Below are 17,931 nucleotides of genomic sequence, written 5' to 3' on the forward strand. Positions count from 1 at the left end.
AATGATTATTCTAATACCATGCTCCAAATTAAGATGTATTTTTAGGATCATGCTACAATAAAAAACGCAAAACGATTTCAAAGAAAAAGGGCTTAAAATGAAAACTTTTGAAGTAATGATTCAAACCGATTCAGAAGGGTATTTGGACGCTAAATTTGGCGGTAACGCTCCTAAAGCGTTTCTCAATCCAAACGGCTTACCCACTTATTCGCCTAAAATCTCATGGCAAAAAGTGGAAGGCGCTCAAAGCTATGCGTTAGAACTCATCGATCATGACGCTCAAAAAGTGTGCGGCATGCCGTTTGTCCATTGGGTCGTAGGCAATATCTCTCATAATGTTTTAGAAGAAAACGCTTCCATGATGGATAAAAGGATTACTCAAGGGGTCAATTCGCTCACTCAAGGCTTTATCCGTTCTTCTCTTAATGAAAGCGAAAAACAACGCTCCAATCTCAATAACAGCGTTTATATCGGCCCCATGCCCCCTAATAGCGATCACCATTACTTAATCCAAGTGTATGCCCTAGACATTCCTAAACTCGCCTTAAAAGCCCCTTTTTTCTTAGGCGATTTGCATGACAAAATGCGTGGGCATATCATCGCCATAGGGAGAAAGGAATTTCTATACAAGCGGTTTGTGAGGAAATAGGCTATAAGCTTGTAGGTTTAGCTCAATGAACTTGTTTAACCTTAATATTCTTTCATTTTTTTAAAAAGTGGGGTTTTATGCAACCCTAACGAGATGGATTATAACGCTAGAAATTAGAGCTAAAAGCACCAAAAGCTGATTTAAACACGCATCAACTCCTTATCAAACTATTCATTCAACGCTACCTATAATTTTTAAAACGCTCCCTAACTTCCCTATCTAACGCCAGCACTTCATCTAAACTAGAGAGCTTGAAAGGCATTTTAGCGTATGATTCTAAGGCTTGAGAAATGGTTTTAATCAGGCCACCAAAAGCGATTTCTTGATTTAAAAACTTCTCCATCGCCACTTCATTGCTCGCATTCAGCACCACGCCAAGCTTTGGATTTTCCAACAACAAGTCTTTATAACGCCACAAAGTGTAGCGCTCCATGCTAATGGGTTCAAATTTAATCGTGCTTAAAGCGTATAGATCTAGTGGCTTGATAGACGCATTTAAAGAGGCTAACTTCGGATCGATCGCATAGCTTATGGGTAATTGCATGTCCGCGCTCGCTAAATGTGCGATGACAGAGTTGTCTTCAAACTCCACCAAAGCATGCACGATAGAGCTTCTTTCAATCAGCGCATCAATCTTTAAAGACGCGCCAAAAAGCCAATAAGTTTCTAGGATTTCAAAAAGCTTATTGACCATGCTCGCTGAATCAATGGTGATTTTAGATCCCATGCTCCAATTAGGGTGTTTGAGCGCGTTTTGCGCGTTTTGCATAGGAATAAATTCTAAAGGCGTGTCCCTGAAAGCCCCCCCACTCGCGCTAATGATTAAAGACTTAGGCTTTAAAGCCTTGTTTTGCAACAACGCCCACAAACCAAAATGCTCGCTATCAATGGGCGTGATTTGTGAAATGTCTAATAAATGCCCCGCACTCACTAAACTCTCTTTATTCGCTAGGGCTAGTTTTTTGTTAGTTTGCAAGCTTTTAAAGCTCGCCTTTAATCCTGCCACGCCCACAATGGCGTTAATGACTAAATGTGAAACGCACTCTTCTATCATCGCATCAATGCCGTCTAGCCCTACAAACACTTCCGCGCCCAAAGGCTCTAAAGCATTCAAATCATTAGGATCTAAAACCGCCACTTTCTTGGGTTTGAAAACTTTGATTTGCTCATTGATTAAAGCGATATTTTTCCCACAGCTCAAGGCTTCTATTTCTACCTTGAATTTTTTGGCGATTTTTAGGGCGTTTTTCCCAATAGAGCCAGTGCTTCCTAAAACAACCATTCAATCCCCCAAAAACACCGCCGTCTCTTTCCAAATTTCTAAAAAATACAACAACGCATGCAAGCCTAAAGCCCCAAAAAGCATGGAATCCAATCGGTCTAAAACGCCCCCATGCCCGGGTAAAATCTTACCGCTATCTTTGATCCCGACCTTTCTTTTCAAATAACTTTCATACAAATCCCCAAACACCGCCACAAGAGCGATTAAAAAGCTGAATAAAAGCGCCATAAAAAAGCCCCCGCTCAATTTCCCCATGCCCACAAACGATCCTAAAACGCTCGCCAAAGCCACGCCAATCAATGCGCCCTCTAAGGTTTTATTTGGTGAAGTGGGCGTGAAAGGGGTTTTGCCTAAAAGCTTGCCTCCAAAAAACGCCCCCACATCGCTTGCAACCACCACGACTAAAAGCCAAATGATCGCTACTGCACCAAAATCCTTATAAACCCCAAAAAGTGCAAAAAACCCAACGCCCGGGTATAAAAAGGGTAAAATGGCTTCGCTATGGTGCGCTTTTCGATAAGCGATAATACTAGCCATGACCATCGCGCTAATAAGAGCGCATTCTATAGGGTGCCCGTTAAAATACGCCGCTACCCATGACAACACTAAAATGAGATACAAACTAAAGCTCGCTTTAACTTGAAATAGTCTTAACGCTTCAGAAAACCCTACCACATAAACCCCCCCTAAAACCGCCCAAAACAACAACAAATTGTCCGCATACAAAATCAAGCCTGCCACAATGATTAAAACAAACCCTGTAATGTAACGAGATTTTTCTTTAAATAACTCTTCTTTCACTTTTTTCCTTAATCAATTAAATACCAGCGGAACTAAAAAATAGCTGAACGCGCTAATCAAAACAACTCCCACTAAATTAAGCCACAAACCGGCTTTAATCATATCCGTTATTTTAACATACCCAGAGCCATAAGCTATCGCATTGGGTGGGGTGGCTACAGGGAGCATGAACGCGCAAGTCGCGCTCAAGGCTACAGGAATGGTCAATAACAAGCTTTCGCTATTCCCATAACCCATGCCTACTGCAACCCCTCCAATCACCGGTAAAAACGCCGCAGCAGTGGCGGTGTTAGAAGTGATTTCGGTTAAGAAAATGACCATTAAAGTTACCATGACAATGATGAATAAAATCGGTAAATGCGAAAATCCAGAGACTAAATGCCCGATCCACAAACTCAACCCGGTTTTAGAAAATTGCACGCTCAAGGCTAACCCACCGCCAAACAAAAGCAACACATCCCAAGGGAGTTTTTTGGTGGTGTCCCAATCAATGAGCCTATCGCCCTGATGGTTAGCGGGCAAAATGAATAAAAGTGCAGAAACCCCTATTGCGATCACCGAATCAATCCTGTCTATTTTAACGCCCCAAGCTTTTAACATCACGCCTAAAAAAATCCACCCTAAAGATGCCAGGATAAAAATAATCCCCACAGAGATTTCCGCCTGACTCAAACGGCCTAGTTTGTTTAACTCTAACCTAACGACTTCCTTACCCCCTGGGATTTCTTTAATCTTTAAAGGGAAAATCACATAAGTGAGCAAGAGCCACGCTAAAATGAGCATGATAAAGGCTAACGGCGTCCCAAACACCATCCACTGAGCGAAATCAATTTCAATATTGAAAGCGGTTTTCATATAGCCGGCCAATAAAGCGTTAGGCGGCGTGCCAATAAGAGTGCCTAAAGAGCCAATAGAAGCCGCATAAGCGATGCCAAGCATCAAGCAAATACTGAAATTCGTGCGATAGATAGTAGTCTTTTCTTGAATGACTTGGGTAATGTCTTTGCCCTTATGCACGATATTACTCATAATACCCCCATGCGCTTTGGTGATTTCTTCTTTTTGATACCATGAATTAGAGGCGTTTTCTTTGCCAACCAGTTTAGCGACTAATTGCAAAACGCTCATGCCAACAGGGAGCATCATCACCGCCGTTGCGGTATTGCTCACCCACATAGACAGAAAGCCCGTAGCTATCATGAAACCTAAAATCAACCTCCTAGGGCTTGTGCCTACTAATAAAATAATGCTTAAAGCGATGCGCGTGTGCAAGTTCCATTTTTGCATGCTTAAAGCTAAAATAAACCCTCCCATAAAAAGAAAGATAATCGGCGATGCGTAAGAAGAGCTGACGCTAGAGAATTGATCCACGCTAAAGACGCTAAAAAGCACCAAAGGTAAAAGCGCGGTTGCGGGCAAGTCAATGGCTTCAGTCATCCACCATATCCCCATTAAAACAGCCACCCCAGCCACAACAGGCATCGCCTTATAATTTAAGGAACTGAGCTTGGGGATTTCTTCTGCAATATGAGGCAGTTGAGAATTGAGTGCATAATAGATAATAAGCGCGATTAACGCTCCCCCTATGAGACCCAACAAGCGCACGATCTTAGTGCTTTTATCATCGGCGCGCGTATCGGTATGCGTATTGGCATGCGAATGATTTTCCATTTTATTTTACCCTTTAAAATTACTAACCTACATGCTACAATAAAACTTTTTCAAAACTAAGATTTTAGAAAAATCATATCAAAATAGGAAAAAGAGTGGTAAAAGAAAGTGATATTTTAGTGGTTGGTGGGGGGCATGCAGGCATTGAAGCAAGCTTGATTGCAGCCAAAATGGGGGCTAGAGTGCATTTAATCACCATGCTCATAGACACGATCGGTTTAGCGAGCTGTAATCCGGCGATTGGAGGCTTGGGTAAAGGGCATTTGACTAAAGAAGTGGATGTTTTAGGGGGGGCTATGGGGATTATTACGGATAATAGCGGTTTGCAATATCGTGTGTTAAACGCTTCTAAAGGGCCGGCAGTTAGAGGGACTAGAGCGCAAATTGATATGGATACTTACCGCATTTTTGCAAGAAATCTTGTTTTAAACACCCCTAATTTGAGCGTCTCTCAAGAAATGACCGAAAGTTTAATCCTTGAAAACGATGAGGTAGTGGGCGTAACCACGAACATTAATAACACTTATAAAGCTAAAAAAGTGATCATCACCACAGGCACTTTTTTAAAAGGGGTGGTGCATATTGGCGAGCACCAAAACCAAAACGGGCGCTTTGGGGAAAACGCTTCCAATTCTTTAGCCTTGAATTTAAGGGAGCTTGGCTTTAAGGTGGAGAGGTTAAAAACCGGCACTTGCCCAAGAGTGGCGGGCAATAGCATTGATTTTGAAGGATTAGAAGAGCATTTTGGGGATACAAACCCTCCCTATTTCAGCTATAAAACCAAAGATTTTAACCCCACCCAACTCTCATGCTTTATCACTTACACTAACCCCATTACCCACCAAATCATTAGGGATAATTTCCACCGAGCCCCCCTTTTTAGCGGTCAAATTGAAGGCATAGGCCCAAGGTATTGCCCTAGCATTGAAGATAAAATCAACCGCTTTAGCGAGAAAGAACGCCACCAGCTGTTTTTAGAGCCTCAAACCATTCACAAAAGCGAATATTATATCAACGGCTTAAGCACCTCTTTACCCCTAGATGTGCAAGAAAAGGTCATTCATTCTATCAAAGGTTTAGAAAACGCCCTCATCACGCGCTATGGCTATGCGATAGAGTATGATTTTATCCAACCCACAGAATTGACCCACACTTTAGAAACCAAAAAAATCAAAGGGCTTTATTTGGCCGGGCAAATCAATGGGACTACCGGCTATGAAGAAGCGGCGGCTCAAGGGCTTATGGCTGGGATTAATGCGGTATTAGCCTTAAAGAATCAAGCCCCCTTTATTTTAAAGCGCAATGAAGCCTATATCGGCGTTTTGATTGATGATTTGGTCACTAAAGGCACGAATGAGCCTTACAGGATGTTTACTAGCCGAGCCGAATACCGCTTGCTTTTAAGAGAAGACAACACGCTTTTTAGGTTGGGCGAACATGCCTATCGTTTAGGGCTTATGGAAGAGGATTTTTATAAGGAATTGAAAAAAGACCAACAAGCAATACAAGAAAACTTGAAACGCCTTAAAGAATGCGTCCTTACCCCTAGCAAAGAAGTGTTAAAACGCCTAAACGAATTAGATGAAAACCCTATCAATGACAAGGTTGATGGCGTTAGTTTGTTAGCGCGCGATAGTTTTAATATAGAAAAAATGCGCTCCTTTTTCAGCTTTTTAACGCCCTTGAACGATCGGGTTTTAGAGCAGATTAAAATTGAATGCAAATATAATATTTATATTGAAAAGCAACACGAAAATATCGCTAAAATGGATAGCATGCTCAAAGTTTCTATCCCTAAAAATTTTGTGTTTAAAGGCATTCCAGGCTTAAGCTTAGAAGCGGTAGAAAAATTAGAAAAATTCCGCCCCAAAAGCCTTTTTGAAGCCTCAGAAATCAGCGGGATCACCCCAGCGAATTTAGACGTTTTGCATTTATACATCCATTTGCGGAAAAACTCTTAAAGGATTTTTAATGAACGCTTTAGAAATCACCCAAAAGCTCATCAGCTACCCCACCATTACGCCTAAAGAATGCGGTATTTTTGAATACATTAAATCGCTTTTTCCTGCTTTTAAAACACTAGAGTGTGGAGAAAATGGCGTGAAAAACCTTTTTTTATACCGCATTTTTAACCCCCCCAAAGAGCATGCAAAAAAAGAACATGCAAAAGAAAAGCATATAAAAGAAAATGTTAAGCCCTTGCATTTTTCTTTTGCAGGGCATATTGATGTCGTACCTCCTGGAGATAATTGGCAAAGCGATCCCTTTAAACCCGTTATTAAAGAGGGGTTTTTATACGGCCGTGGGGCGCAAGACATGAAAGGGGGCGTGGGGGCGTTTTTGAGCGCGAGTTTAAATTTTAACCCTAAAACCCCTTTTTTGCTTTCTATTTTACTCACGAGCGATGAAGAAGGGCCAGGGATTTTTGGCACAAAACTCATGCTAGAAAAACTCAAAGAAAAAGATTTATTGCCCCATATGGCGATTGTGGCTGAACCCACTTGCGAAAAAGTCTTAGGCGATAGCATCAAAATTGGCCGAAGAGGTTCCATTAATGGCAAACTCATTTTAAAAGGCGTTCAAGGGCATGTGGCTTACCCGCAAAAATGCCAAAACCCTATTGATGCGCTCGCTTCTGTTTTGCCCTTGATTTCAGGAGTCCATTTAGACAATGGCGATGAATATTTTGACCCTTCAAAATTGGTTGTCACCAACTTGCATGCAGGGTTAGGGGCGAATAATGTTACCCCAGCAAGCGTAGAAATGATCTTTAATGCGCGCCATTCTTTAAAAACCACCAAAGAGAGCTTGAAAGAATATTTAGAAAAAGTTTTAAAAGATTTGTCTCACACTTTAGAATTAGAGTCAAGCAGTTCGCCTTTCATCACGGCTTCTCATTCAAAGCTTACCAGCGTTTTAAAAGAAAATATTTTAAAGACATGCCGCACCACCCCCCTTTTAAACACCAAAGGTGGCACGAGCGATGCGCGATTTTTTAGCACTTATGGTATAGAAGTGGTGGAGTTTGGCGTTATTAATGACAGGATCCATGCCATTGATGAAAGGGTGAGCTTGAAAGAATTAGAGCTTTTAGAAAAAGTGTTTTTAGGGGTTTTAGAGGATTTGAGCGAGGCATAAAATAAACAAACATTAAGTAAGGCTTATCAATATTTGATTACAATTATAAAGGATTACATTTTTTTATAGGAGGTATATCATGCTAGGAAGCGTTAAAAAAACCCTTTTTGGGGTCTTGTGTTTGGGTGCGTTGTGTTTGAGAGGGTTAATGGCAGAACCAGACGCTAAAGAGCTTGTTCATTTAGGTATAGAGAGCGCAAATAAGCAAGATTTCGCTCAAGCTAAAACGCATTTTGAAAAAGCTTGTGAGTTAAAAAATGGCTTTGGGTGTGTTTTTTTAGGGGCGTTCTATGAAGAAGGGAAAGGAGTGGGAAAAGACTTGAAAAAAGCCATCCAATTTTACACTAAAGGTTGCGAATTGAATGATGGTTATGGGTGCCGCCTGCTAGGCAATTTATACTATAACGGACAAGGCGTGTCTAAAGACGTTAAAAAAGCCTCACAATACTACTCTAAAGCTTGCGATCTAAACCATGCTGAAGGGTGTATGGTATTAGGAAGCTTACACCATCATGGCGTAGGCACGCCTAAGGACTTAAGAAAGGCTCTTGATTTGTATGAAAAAGCTTGCGATTTAAAAGATAGCCCAGGGTGTATTAATGCAGGATACATATATAGTATAACAAAGAATTTTAAGGAAACTATCGCTCGTTATTCTAAAGCATGCGAGTTGAACGATGGTAGGGGGTGTTATAATTTAGGGGTTATGCAATATAATGGACAAGGCACAGCAAAGGACGAGAAGCAAGCGGTAGAAAACTTTAAAAAAGGTTGCAAATCAGGCGTTAAAGAAGCATGCGACGCTCTTAAGGAATTGAAAATAGAACCTTAATGAAGTTAGGCTAAACACAGCGTTTAGCTGGCTTTTACGCTTTTTAATATCTTAATGAAAGCATAAACCATGCAAACTAATCTCTTAATCACAATATAAGGCTTTTATCGCACCCATTCATTGCCGTTTTTAGATTGGCGTTTGAAGGGTTTAAAGCAAATTTATTCAAACCCTTAAAAAGGGTTTTACCCCCTTACAGTGCTTTCAACAGCACGCTATTTAAGCGCTCATTAAAGCTTTTAGCGTCTTTTAAAGCCCCTTTTTCTAAAAGCTTCGCCCCATCATAAAGCAACCAGATAAAAGCGCTCAACTGCTCTTTATCTTCGCATTTTAAGAGTTTTTGCAAAATCGCATGGTTAGGGTTTAATTCTAAAGTTTTCTTGCTTTCAGGCACGCTTTGACCCATTTGACGCATCCAATTAGCCATCATCGCATTTTGTTCATCGCCTATTAAAGCCACCGCTGAAGTGAGATGACTGGAAAGCTCTACGCCTTTAATCTCATCTTTAAGATTTTCTTCAAACGCTTTCATCAAATCTTTAAACTGATCTTTTACCTCATCATGGATTTCTTCCAAACCAAGCTCTTTCAAACTCTCGCTATGGCTAGCGTCTCTAAAGGGCGTTTTATCGTATTCATTCACGCCTGGCATCACAAACGCATCAATTTCATCGCTCAATAACAAAACATCATAGCCTTTTTGAGCGTATTTTTCCAAAATGGGGGACGCTTTTAATAAGTCTAAATTTTCGCCTAAAAGGTAATAAATGCTTTTTTGATTTTCTTTTAAATTTTCTTTGTATTCTTTTAAAGAAATCAATTTTTCTTTGTCTTTAGAATAGAATCTTAACAATTCTAAAAGTTTTTCTTTGTTTTCAAAATCCCCATACAAGCCTTCTTTTAACACTTTCCCGAAAGGCTCATAGAATTTATGGTAATTTTTTTCATCCTTGCTCAAGCGTTCAATCTCGCTTAAAATCTTTTTCACTGAAGCCGAACGGATATTGGCTAAAATCTTATTCTGCTGTAAGATTTCACGGCTCACGTTCAAGGGTAAATCTTCGCTGTCAATCACGCCTTTAACAAACCTCAAATAAGACGGCAACAATTCTTTGTCATCATCAGTGATAAACACTCTTTTAACATAAAGTTTAACCCCGCTTTTATAATCCACCCTAAACATGTCAAAGGGCGCTTTGCTAGGAATATAAAAAAGCGTGGTGTATTCTAAAGAGCCTTCCACTTTATTATGGATATAGCTCAAAGGCTCGCTGTTATCATGCGCAAACGATTGGTAAAAGTCTTTGTAATCCTTTTCTTTCAATTCGCTCTTATTCATTTTCCATAAAGCACTCGCTTGATTGATTTGCTCGCATTTTTCTTCTTTAACTTCTTTTTTATTATCCCCTTCGCCCTCAAATTTCGTATCGGTGTAAGTTAGAAAAATAGGGAAAGGGATATGCTCAGAATACTTTTTAACAACGCTATCAATCTCCCAACGGCTCGCAAAATGAGAATCTTCATCTTTTAAAAAGAGGGTGATTTCTGTGCCTTGCTCCTCTTTAACGCATTCACTGATTTCAAACTTGCCCTTACCATCGCTCACCCATGCATAAGCTTGATGATTAGTAACCTTCTTGGTTTGAACGACAATTTTACTCGCTACCATAAACGCTGAATAAAAGCCCACGCCAAATTGGCCAATCAAGGCGCTGTCTTTTTTCTTATCCCCACTCAAAGCGCTTAAAAAACTCTTCGTGCCTGATTTAGCGATCGTGCCTAGATGCTCAATGAGATCGTTTTTATCCATGCCTATACCATTATCTTTAATCGTTAAGGTTTTTTTCTGGCTATCAAAACTCAAATGAACGCTAGGCGTAATATTCAGCCCTTTTAATTTTTCATCGGTCAGCATTAAATAATTCAGCTTATCCAAAGCGTCGCTCGCATTAGAAACCAACTCTCTTAAAAAAATCTCTTTATTGGAATACAAAGAGTGGATCATCAAATCCAAAAGCTGGTTGATTTCAGTTTGAAAGGTGTATTCTTGATTAGACATTGATCTTTTCCTTTAATAAAATTTTTAAGATTATACAATAAAAGCGCGCTTAAAAGGGGTATGCTACGGCTTAAAAAATAACATGAAAGAATGTTTAATTTTTTAAAAACGATAACTCATAGAACTCATCAAATAGCTTCTGTTTTGAATGGTTTGAGCGAAATTGGGGTTGTAACCGCTTGTAAAAAACCCTACCTTATAACCTTTATGCATCGTGATTTGATAGCCATTAACCATTAGCATGAAATAGATATGTTTTTTAAAGTTATATTTAAAAGTAACCCCTAAGCTTTGCGCATCAGCCCTTGGGGAATAGGTCAATTTCCCATACAATTGCACCAAAAGATTCTTAATGCTCTTCCCTACAAAAGCGTTAATCGTTATGGAATTAGCGTTGTAAAAATTGGAATAAGCGTCTTCATAAGGGGTGTTATCTTTCGTGTCATAAAAAGGATCAATGGGTGAGCCGTTCCAGCCTAATTGAACGCTCGCGTTCCCAAAATTCTTATACACGCTCCAGCCAAAACGATAAGAGCGGAAATTGATTCTTTGAAACACAAACAAACTCGCTGCTTTTTTACCCACTAAAGCGGCTCTGTAATAATCTTTAGACAAATAATCGCTATAAAGGGGGAACCATGCGTAAAAAGTCGTTTGGATGCGCCAACCAGATTTCCAATAAGACTTTGTGTCATGGGTGATTTCAAATCCAGGAGCGTTAAAATTCTTAGGGTAAAACCAAATAAAAGGCGCGACCCTAATGTATTTATTTTCGTAAATGAGATTGAAATTGTGCATGCCGTAGTTGATTTTTTGCTTATAATTGACAGGAGCGTAAAAATCTCTAATGTATTGCTCATTGGCTAAAGCCCTTCCAAAGGTGCTAAACCACACTATCTTAAACTTTTTCCACCGGTAAAAAAGCTCAAACCCTTGATTAAACCCGCTCAAAAACAAAGCTTTAGAAGGGTAACGCCCTAATTTAATCCCAAAAATATCCTTATATTGATAATCTAAATACAAATTATATAACACATAAGGCCTGGCGTTTTGAGCCTTTTGCTCTCTGGTCCAATTTTGGCTGTGTTGCATCAAATAGCCCTCCCATCGCCCCATGTAATACCAGTTCGCTGGCTGAAACCCTGCCTTAGGGTTGGCTTCATCAATCAAAAACTTCGTGGAATCATACGCTAACGCTCCTATTTCGCCCCCCACCCCAAAACCCAGTTTGTGATCTTCAATCCCTTTAGGGAGCAAACTAGAATCAACTTGTAAAGCCCCGGTAGTGGTTACATAACTCCCTGTAGGGTAAATCCCTTTTTTGGAATTGATAACTGACTGATTGAAAGCGATGCGCGAAAACGATCCCACTCTCGCACTGATTTGATACTCAAAAGCGTTGAGGAAAACCCCATTCAAAGCTAAAAGCCCTAGCCAAACTTTTTGATTAAGCACCCTTTTATCAAACACCTTTTTATTGAAGTCTGATATTATGCCATAAAACAAACTCGCAAGTTGCTCGCTCATTGTAGAAAAAAAAAAAAACGATAAAATCACAAATCTCCCCCTTTTTTTACAAAAAGCGGGTTCAATTTAAAGATTTAAGGATTGTGCATGCAAGAGATTGTCCCTATTGTTGTGGCTTTTGATAACAATTATTGTATCCCTTTACTATAGGGGCATTAGAGAATATGACAATACAAAAGGTTATTTGAAAGACACCATTTTGCAAAGTCAAGATAATTTCAATGAAATGGTTAGCTATTTCTTTTCTGAGTGAAACCGCTTTTTTGCTTGTGCACTTTCGTATTTTGCGTTTTGAGCGTTTTTTAGCGTTTAGGTGTATCAATGGTCGGTTTTTTTCTTTGCGTTGTTGGAAAATACCACTAGTTTAGCATCTAATTTTTCTTCAAACAAATTTTTTGAAATTTTCAAAAAATCACAAATTTTCAAAAAATTTTTTACAGGCTTCTAGACTCTGCTTTGATTTAACCCTATAAGCGTGGATAGATAATGTAAAACGATACTCAAATACCCTAACGGTTAAGCGCTTACATCTCCGCCCTAAAGGACGGATTTTTTCGTGCTAGTGGGATAATAACAGCGTGCTAATAGTTTCACAAGTGCGGTATTTCCTATGTGCGACAAAATTTGGAGTAACTAGCTTGACTTTGTTTGGTTAGTGGGTTGGAGGATAGAGAGGGCGACACCTCGTTAGGAGGTATCAATTATGAAAGTATTTGTCGTATTAGTGCTAGTATTAGTAATTCTCGCACAATTGCTATATTAGGCTTATTCGTGGTCTAATCCCTTGTCTAGGGGGTTAGACCCTTATAAACATACTAATACGAGCACTTATTATACACCAAAAGTAAGGAGTATATAGTGGAATTTGATCAATTAGATTTACAAAAAGCGTTAAAAATATTAGATGCACTCCCACAAACAATTAAAGAATTACTATCAAAGCATGAAATCAAAAAAGAAGAACTAAAACCCACTCTAAAAGAAGAACCCACACCAACAAAAGAGCCACAAACCACCCCCACACCATGCAAAGATTTAGTGGTTACAACCCCTAAAGATAAAACCTATATCACCTACCACAACAACGCTAATAAGGTTAATCTAGGGAAATTGAGCGAAAGGGAAGCCAATCTTTTATTCGCTATTTTTCAAAGACTCAAAGATCAAGGGAATACTCTCATTCGTTTTGAACCGCAAGATTTGAAACACATGCTAAACATAGATATTTCTAATGAGCGCTTATCAGAAGTGGTCATCAAGCTGTGGGATAGAATCAAAACCGCTGATTTTTGGAAAATTAGCGAAACCGAAACTTCAATCATTCAAGAAAATTACTTGCTTTTTAGTCGGTGTAAGGTGTAAAATTGAATTGAACAAACCCAGTAAATACAAGGCGACAAGTCCCCTTGTATTAAGGGGCAAGCCCCTTAAACCCCAATAAAACACGCTATAATAAAAAATAATTCTCATTAAAGGATAAAATAATGCCAAATACCACCACGCAAAAAGATTATTCTCAATTGAGCGAGAGGCAGATCTTCAATTTGATGTTAAGCACCAAAGAAAAGATCAAAAAGATACAAAAAGAAAAAATATCTTTCCAAGAAAAACTCACTAAAGAACTAGACAAGAAACTAGAAAAGAACAATAAGAGTTTTAATTCTAAATTAGAAAAATTGAATAAAGTCTTGCAAGAACTTAACCTTGTTTTTGATCAAAAGAGGGCTAATGATTGCTGTTTTGGGCATGAGACCCCAAACCTTGAAACGCAACAAGCCATGAGAGATGCGTTAAGTGGCAAAAACTTAGAAGCTATTGAAGACTTTTCTGCATGGGCAAATGAAATCAAAAAGGAAGTGAATGCTGAAAATTAAGCACTATATCCTTTACAAAAAAGATTTTAAAAAACTTGTTAAAAACGGGTTTGACGATGTTAAAATCCACTAGCTTTAGACACCAGGAACAAAGTAATGGACTATAAAGAATTGTTAGAATTTGATGATTACGCTATGGACCTGACCATTCGCATGGCACACCACAACTCCGCTATGGAGGGCAACAACCTGACTTTGGGCGATACAATGAGTATCTTAATAGACAGAAAGACCCCTATCAAGTCGGTGAGCTTGGATGAAGTGCATGAGATAGAAAATTATCGCAATTTTGTTCCCCTTATTTTAGAGTTTTTAGAGAGAGATAAGATCATAGATGAACATTTGATTGGCCATTTCCATTCTGTTTTGATGCGTAATATCCTGCCTGATTTTGGAAAATTCAAAACCACTTACAATGAGATCATAGGGACTAAAAAACCGACTGCAAGTCCAATAATGGTGCAACCTAGAATCAATGATCTGTGTTTGAAAATACAAGATGAAACGCTATTGAATTTGAGCGGTGAAGAAAAAATAAAAAAGATAGCAGAACTCCACATAGAATTTGAAGAGATCCACCCTTTTAGTGATAGCAATGGCCGCACAGGAAGAGCCTTGATGTTCTACCAAACCATAAAAGCTAATTTAACGCCCTTTGTGATTGAAGTAAGCGCTAGAAGCGAATACATGCATGCTATGAGGGAACAAGACGCTAACGCTCTAGTTGGCATCATTAAGAACTGCCAAAAAATAGAACTAGAAAAGATTGAGCGATACGCTGCCATTTTGAAAGAAAGGCGAGCGGCAAATAATAAGGTGCGCTAATTCATTGTAGAAGCACAAGTCATCTATGATAACATACAGCCCTTACAGGACTTGAAGCTATTGAATCATTTGTCTTTCTTATTCCAATGGCGCAACAAACTCATGAGAAAAAAAGACAAATTAGAAAAAAGATGATCTCCAAAACAAATAAGCTAATAGAAAAAGAATTTTTTCTAAAAAACTTCTCAAAGGAAAATGACTTCCAAGAAAAACTTCCCCTTTCTTACAGAAAGATGGTAGAAAATTTTTATAGCATTTTTATCTTATTGATTCTATTAGCGACCTGCTGTAAGAATATGATGACCGCATCATTAAGCATGTCTTGGATCTGATCTTTGATGAGTTCCCCAAAAGATTCAAACAAGACTCTACCCGCAAGAGAATAAGCTTGACAAGGAGGACTGCCAAGATTATAATAATACAAGGTAATGCGAGCGAGATAGAATTAAAGTTAAGGAGTGTTTATGCCATTTGTTAATGTTCGTATCACAAAAGAACAAGGTTGCCCTACCACTGAACAGAAGAAAGAACTTATTGCGGGAATTACAGAGCTTTTATCAAAAGTGCTTAATAAAAACAAGGCTTCTACAGTTGTTATTATTGATGAAATAGACACTGATAACTATGGGTTAGGTGGGAAGAGCATTACTGAAGTGAGAAAACAGACAGAGAGTTAAAAATCCGTTGTTAGAAATTGAATGCCATGTTTTGACAAGGAATTGGGGTTATCACGCCCTACAATTGATAAATGGTGGGATTGCCAAAAAAACTAATCTCTTGCTTTTTTGGCATCTGTTTGAATTTTAATAGGAGAAAGAACTACAAAACTTAAAATCAAACAAACACCACAGATAGCAAAAACCAAAAAATAGCCCAAGTACCCTAAGAACACGGCAAGACATACGAAAAAAGTAAAAATACCAAAAGAAAATGTAAGCCAAGAAGAAGCTCTAGCCAAATGTTGTGCGCCGACAATATTTAAAGCCATCATGTTAGTTAGATTGACATTGGCGGTTGTGGTTGCTCCCATCATAAATTTTAAGAGTTTCATTATTCCAAGAGCCATTTATCAATTCATCAGTTTTTTGAATATCAAATGCGATAACTCTTTTTTTTGTTTCTTTTTCACTAATCTTGAAGCGTTTGATTAAAGCGTTTCTCAGTGTAGTAGCCATAGGTTTTTCCCACTCAATGTGGGCTAAAATATTAAATCTATTTGTATCCGCAAAACCCAACGACAAACCGCCAGCCCCACTAAATAAATCCATGCAATTACATTGGTTCATTCAAGTTCTTAATACCATTGGTAGCGTTGTAAAGCCTGTTTGATCATTTATCCCTTGTTTCATTTTACCCACAAGCCATCTTCTGCTTTAAAAGTGATTGCAACTAAAAAAGCTCACGATAAATCAAGCGTATTTTTTCGTATCCCTTTCAATAAAACTTGGTGCAAGTTCTTCTTATACCTAAACTCACGCTCTTTCAAATGGGGTAAAACTCTCTCTTTTATCCCCCTAACCCATAAAAACTGCTTTTTAAGAGATTATTTGCTTGGTTAAATCAAGATCTTATATTTAATCTTAAACAATGCCTTTGAATATTTTTATTAACACTCAATGAAAAAAGTCAATCCATTCTAAATAATTTTTAACCACAGATTTCACACGCATTTTAGAAAAAGCTCAAATAAGGGGGCTGATAATACCCCTTATGACAAAAAGGCTGTGTCTAAAGCACTAGATCAATAAAAATAATCTCATTTCACCTTTTCAAGATACTCTTCTGTTTCCGTATTGACCTTAATCACCTCACCCTCTAAAACATGGAAAGGCACTTGCACGACCGCACCGGTTTCTAAAGTCGCTGGTTTTTTGCTCGCGCTGGAAGTATCGCCCTTAAAATTAGGGGCTGTTTCTACAATCTTTAAAGCCACAACTTGCGGCACATCCACTGAAATCGCCTTGTCATTATGCAATAAAACCTGCACTTGCATGCCGTCTAGCATCCATTTAGAAGCCTCACCCACTTGAGAGTCGTTCAAAGCGATTTGCTCATAGCTCTCTATATCCATGAATTGGTATGTATCGCCATCGTGATAAAGGTATTGCATCGTTTTTTCAACCAGATTAGGCTCTTCGCACTTATCTCCCGCATGGAAAGTCTTCTCAATCACCTTACCATCTAAAAACGACTTGATTTTCGCGCGCACAAAAGCCGCACCCTTACCGGGCTTGACATGCTGGTATTCCACAATCCTATAAGGCACACCACCCAATTCAATTTTCAAGCCCTTTTTGAGCTCGCTCATCCCAATTGCCATGTTACACTCTTTCCTTGCTGGTTAAATTTTATTAGCACTGCCCAAAAGTTTCATGCGTTCTTTGACCACATTTTTAAGCGCTAATTGGGCCGGAGAAAAAAACTTCCTCAAATCAAATTGGCTCTTATCTTCGTTAGCCACCTTGCGCACTTCCGCGATGAAAGCGATCCTTAAATCCGTGTCGGTATTGACCTTATTGATCCCCCCTTTCACGGATTCTTGTAAAAATTCAAAAGGCACGCCCTTAGATCCTTTCAAATCGCCTCCAGCGTCCAAATAAGACTTCCTCACATCATCTGGTATCGCGCTCGCTCCATGCAAGACTAAAGGGATATTAGTGAGCCTTTTGACTTCTTGCAAGCGTTCAAAATCCAATTTGGGCTCGCCCTTAAACTTAAACGCTCCATGGCTTGTCCCAATGGCTGGGGCTAAGTAATCCACTTGAGATTCTTTGACAAACTGCTCCGCTTCTTTAGGATTCACCAACACCGCATCTTTTTCATCCACTGAAATATTGTCTTCAATCCCCATTAAACGCCCCAACTCCGCTTCCACGCTCACTCCAGCGTTATGCGCCATTTTGACCACTTTAGAAGTCAATTCCAAATTTTCTTCAAAAGCATGATGAGACGCATCAATCATCACAGAAGTGAAACCCGCTTTCACGGCTTTTTCGCAACTTTCAAAAGTCGTGCCATGATCTAGGTGTAAGGCTACAGGAATGTGCGGGTAGCGTTCGCACATGGTTTTCACCATGCCCACCGCCATATCAATCCCCATGTATTTGATCGCTCCTTCACTCGCTTGAATGAAAAGCGGGGAATTTTCCTCATTTCCTGCTTCAAAGATAGCGTTTAGCATTTCAAAATTCACGAAATTAAACGCCCCTACCCCATAACCTTCTTTATGGGCTTTCAACAAAATTTCATTGCCTTTAACTAACATGATAACAC

At 39.1% G+C, this 17,931-nt stretch carries 15 protein-coding genes and 4 pseudogenes; 10 read left to right on the forward strand and 9 right to left on the reverse strand.

Annotation, left to right across the window (positions count from 1 at the left end):
• Positions 1–97 precede the first annotated feature (97 nt).
• Positions 98–649, forward strand: coding sequence for a YbhB/YbcL family Raf kinase inhibitor-like protein (locus tag QAP06_RS06375; RefSeq protein ID WP_286465502.1), 552 nt, complete (start codon positions 98–100; stop codon positions 647–649).
• Between the two features lie 181 nt (positions 650–830).
• On the opposite strand, the gene dxr is transcribed toward QAP06_RS06375, so the two are convergent.
• From dxr to QAP06_RS06390, 3 genes are read right to left on the reverse strand one after another with little or no spacing between them, the layout of a single operon-like run.
• Entirely contained in the window at positions 831–1,931 is a 1,101-nt protein-coding gene (gene dxr / locus QAP06_RS06380) for a 1-deoxy-D-xylulose-5-phosphate reductoisomerase (protein ID WP_286465503.1), read from the reverse strand.
• Positions 1,932–2,732, reverse strand: a complete 801-nt coding sequence (locus tag QAP06_RS06385; RefSeq protein ID WP_286465505.1) for a phosphatidate cytidylyltransferase — start codon at positions 2,730–2,732, stop codon at positions 1,932–1,934.
• A 12-nt stretch (positions 2,733–2,744) separates the two neighbouring features.
• Positions 2,745–4,403, reverse strand: coding sequence for an SLC13 family permease (locus tag QAP06_RS06390; RefSeq protein ID WP_286465506.1), 1,659 nt, complete (start codon positions 4,401–4,403; stop codon positions 2,745–2,747).
• Between the two features lie 95 nt (positions 4,404–4,498).
• Between QAP06_RS06390 and mnmG the strand changes: the two genes are divergently transcribed.
• The 3 genes from mnmG to hcpA all read left to right on the forward strand — a co-directional run bounded on the left by mnmG (position 4,499) and on the right by hcpA (position 8,373).
• Positions 4,499–6,364 (forward strand): tRNA uridine-5-carboxymethylaminomethyl(34) synthesis enzyme MnmG, encoded by a 1,866-nt coding sequence (gene mnmG / locus QAP06_RS06395; RefSeq protein WP_286465507.1) that lies wholly within the window; start codon positions 4,499–4,501, stop codon positions 6,362–6,364.
• Positions 6,365–6,374: 10 nt separating this feature from the next.
• Entirely contained in the window at positions 6,375–7,541 is a 1,167-nt protein-coding gene (gene dapE, locus QAP06_RS06400) for a succinyl-diaminopimelate desuccinylase (RefSeq protein ID WP_286465508.1), read from the forward strand.
• Positions 7,542–7,620: 79 nt separating this feature from the next.
• Positions 7,621–8,373 (forward strand): Sel1-like repeat protein HcpA, encoded by a 753-nt coding sequence (gene hcpA, locus QAP06_RS06405; RefSeq protein ID WP_286465509.1) that lies wholly within the window; start codon positions 7,621–7,623, stop codon positions 8,371–8,373.
• 193 nt (positions 8,374–8,566) lie between these two features.
• Here the strand turns inward: hcpA and htpG are convergent, their stop codons facing one another.
• Both htpG and QAP06_RS06415 read right to left on the reverse strand, forming a co-directional pair.
• Complete coding sequence (gene htpG / locus QAP06_RS06410; protein WP_286465511.1) at positions 8,567–10,432, reverse strand: molecular chaperone HtpG; 1,866 nt, start codon at positions 10,430–10,432, stop codon at positions 8,567–8,569.
• A 102-nt stretch (positions 10,433–10,534) separates the two neighbouring features.
• Positions 10,535–11,887: an outer membrane family protein gene (locus tag QAP06_RS06415; protein WP_286467610.1), complete on the reverse strand. Its 1,353-nt coding sequence runs from the start codon at positions 11,885–11,887 to the stop codon at positions 10,535–10,537.
• A 211-nt stretch (positions 11,888–12,098) separates the two neighbouring features.
• Between QAP06_RS06415 and QAP06_RS07805 the strand changes: the two are divergent.
• From QAP06_RS07805 to QAP06_RS06440, 6 genes and pseudogenes are all read left to right on the forward strand, one after another.
• A pseudogene (locus QAP06_RS07805) lies at positions 12,099–12,212 on the forward strand (Fic family protein); the annotation flags it as partial.
• A gap of 605 nt (positions 12,213–12,817) precedes the next feature.
• Positions 12,818–13,346 (forward strand): annotated as a pseudogene (locus QAP06_RS06425) (RepB family plasmid replication initiator protein); the annotation flags it as partial.
• Positions 13,347–13,443: 97 nt separating this feature from the next.
• Positions 13,444–13,833, forward strand: coding sequence for a hypothetical protein (locus tag QAP06_RS06430; RefSeq protein ID WP_286465513.1), 390 nt, complete (start codon positions 13,444–13,446; stop codon positions 13,831–13,833).
• Positions 13,820–13,891: pseudogene (locus QAP06_RS07760) on the forward strand (type II toxin-antitoxin system mRNA interferase toxin, RelE/StbE family); the annotation flags it as partial. The gene QAP06_RS06430 and the pseudogene QAP06_RS07760, both read left to right, overlap by 14 nt.
• Before the next feature lie 38 nt (positions 13,892–13,929).
• Positions 13,930–14,658 carry a Fic family protein gene (locus QAP06_RS06435; RefSeq protein WP_286465514.1) on the forward strand — a complete coding sequence of 243 codons (729 nt, stop codon included), beginning with the start codon at positions 13,930–13,932 and terminating at the stop codon, positions 14,656–14,658.
• A 464-nt stretch (positions 14,659–15,122) separates the two neighbouring features.
• A complete protein-coding gene (locus QAP06_RS06440; protein ID WP_024751587.1) occupies positions 15,123–15,335 on the forward strand; it encodes a 2-hydroxymuconate tautomerase family protein in 213 nt (70 codons plus the stop codon).
• Positions 15,336–15,427: 92 nt separating this feature from the next.
• Here the strand turns inward: QAP06_RS06440 and QAP06_RS06445 are convergent.
• From QAP06_RS06445 to QAP06_RS06460, 4 genes and pseudogenes are all read right to left on the reverse strand, one after another.
• Positions 15,428–15,697: pseudogene (locus QAP06_RS06445) on the reverse strand (YbfB/YjiJ family MFS transporter); the annotation flags it as partial.
• Positions 15,651–15,944 (reverse strand): DNA cytosine methyltransferase, encoded by a 294-nt coding sequence (locus QAP06_RS06450; RefSeq protein WP_286465517.1) that lies wholly within the window; start codon positions 15,942–15,944, stop codon positions 15,651–15,653. The pseudogene QAP06_RS06445 and the gene QAP06_RS06450, both read right to left, overlap by 47 nt.
• A 470-nt stretch (positions 15,945–16,414) precedes the next feature.
• Positions 16,415–16,978, reverse strand: a complete 564-nt coding sequence (efp, locus tag QAP06_RS06455; RefSeq protein ID WP_000974267.1) for an elongation factor P — start codon at positions 16,976–16,978, stop codon at positions 16,415–16,417.
• 21 nt (positions 16,979–16,999) lie between these two features.
• Positions 17,000–17,923: a class II fructose-bisphosphate aldolase gene (locus tag QAP06_RS06460; protein WP_000960467.1), complete on the reverse strand. Its 924-nt coding sequence runs from the start codon at positions 17,921–17,923 to the stop codon at positions 17,000–17,002.
• Positions 17,924–17,931 lie beyond the last annotated feature (8 nt).

The sequence above is a fragment of the Helicobacter pylori genome, from assembly GCF_030323545.1.
Lineage (GTDB): Bacteria > Campylobacterota > Campylobacteria > Campylobacterales > Helicobacteraceae > Helicobacter > Helicobacter pylori_CO.

Excerpts from the sequence above, each read along its gene's own strand:
- QAP06_RS06440 (WP_024751587.1), top strand. The coding sequence starts at position 15,123 with ATGCCATTTGTTAATGTTCGTATCACAAAAGAACAAGGTTGCCCTACC.
- QAP06_RS06460 (WP_000960467.1), bottom strand. The coding sequence starts at position 17,923 with ATGTTAGTTAAAGGCAATGAAATTTTGTTGAAAGCCCATAAAGAAGGT.
- QAP06_RS06375 (WP_286465502.1), top strand. The coding sequence starts at position 98 with ATGAAAACTTTTGAAGTAATGATTCAAACCGATTCAGAAGGGTATTTG.
- QAP06_RS06435 (WP_286465514.1), top strand. The coding sequence starts at position 13,930 with ATGGACTATAAAGAATTGTTAGAATTTGATGATTACGCTATGGACCTG.
- QAP06_RS06450 (WP_286465517.1), bottom strand. The coding sequence starts at position 15,944 with ATGAACCAATGTAATTGCATGGATTTATTTAGTGGGGCTGGCGGTTTG.
- QAP06_RS06390 (WP_286465506.1), bottom strand. The coding sequence starts at position 4,403 with ATGGAAAATCATTCGCATGCCAATACGCATACCGATACGCGCGCCGAT.
- hcpA (WP_286465509.1), top strand. The coding sequence starts at position 7,621 with ATGCTAGGAAGCGTTAAAAAAACCCTTTTTGGGGTCTTGTGTTTGGGT.
- QAP06_RS06430 (WP_286465513.1), top strand. The coding sequence starts at position 13,444 with ATGCCAAATACCACCACGCAAAAAGATTATTCTCAATTGAGCGAGAGG.
- dapE (WP_286465508.1), top strand. The coding sequence starts at position 6,375 with ATGAACGCTTTAGAAATCACCCAAAAGCTCATCAGCTACCCCACCATT.
- htpG (WP_286465511.1), bottom strand. The coding sequence starts at position 10,432 with ATGTCTAATCAAGAATACACCTTTCAAACTGAAATCAACCAGCTTTTG.
- dxr (WP_286465503.1), bottom strand. The coding sequence starts at position 1,931 with ATGGTTGTTTTAGGAAGCACTGGCTCTATTGGGAAAAACGCCCTAAAA.
- efp (WP_000974267.1), bottom strand. The coding sequence starts at position 16,978 with ATGGCAATTGGGATGAGCGAGCTCAAAAAGGGCTTGAAAATTGAATTG.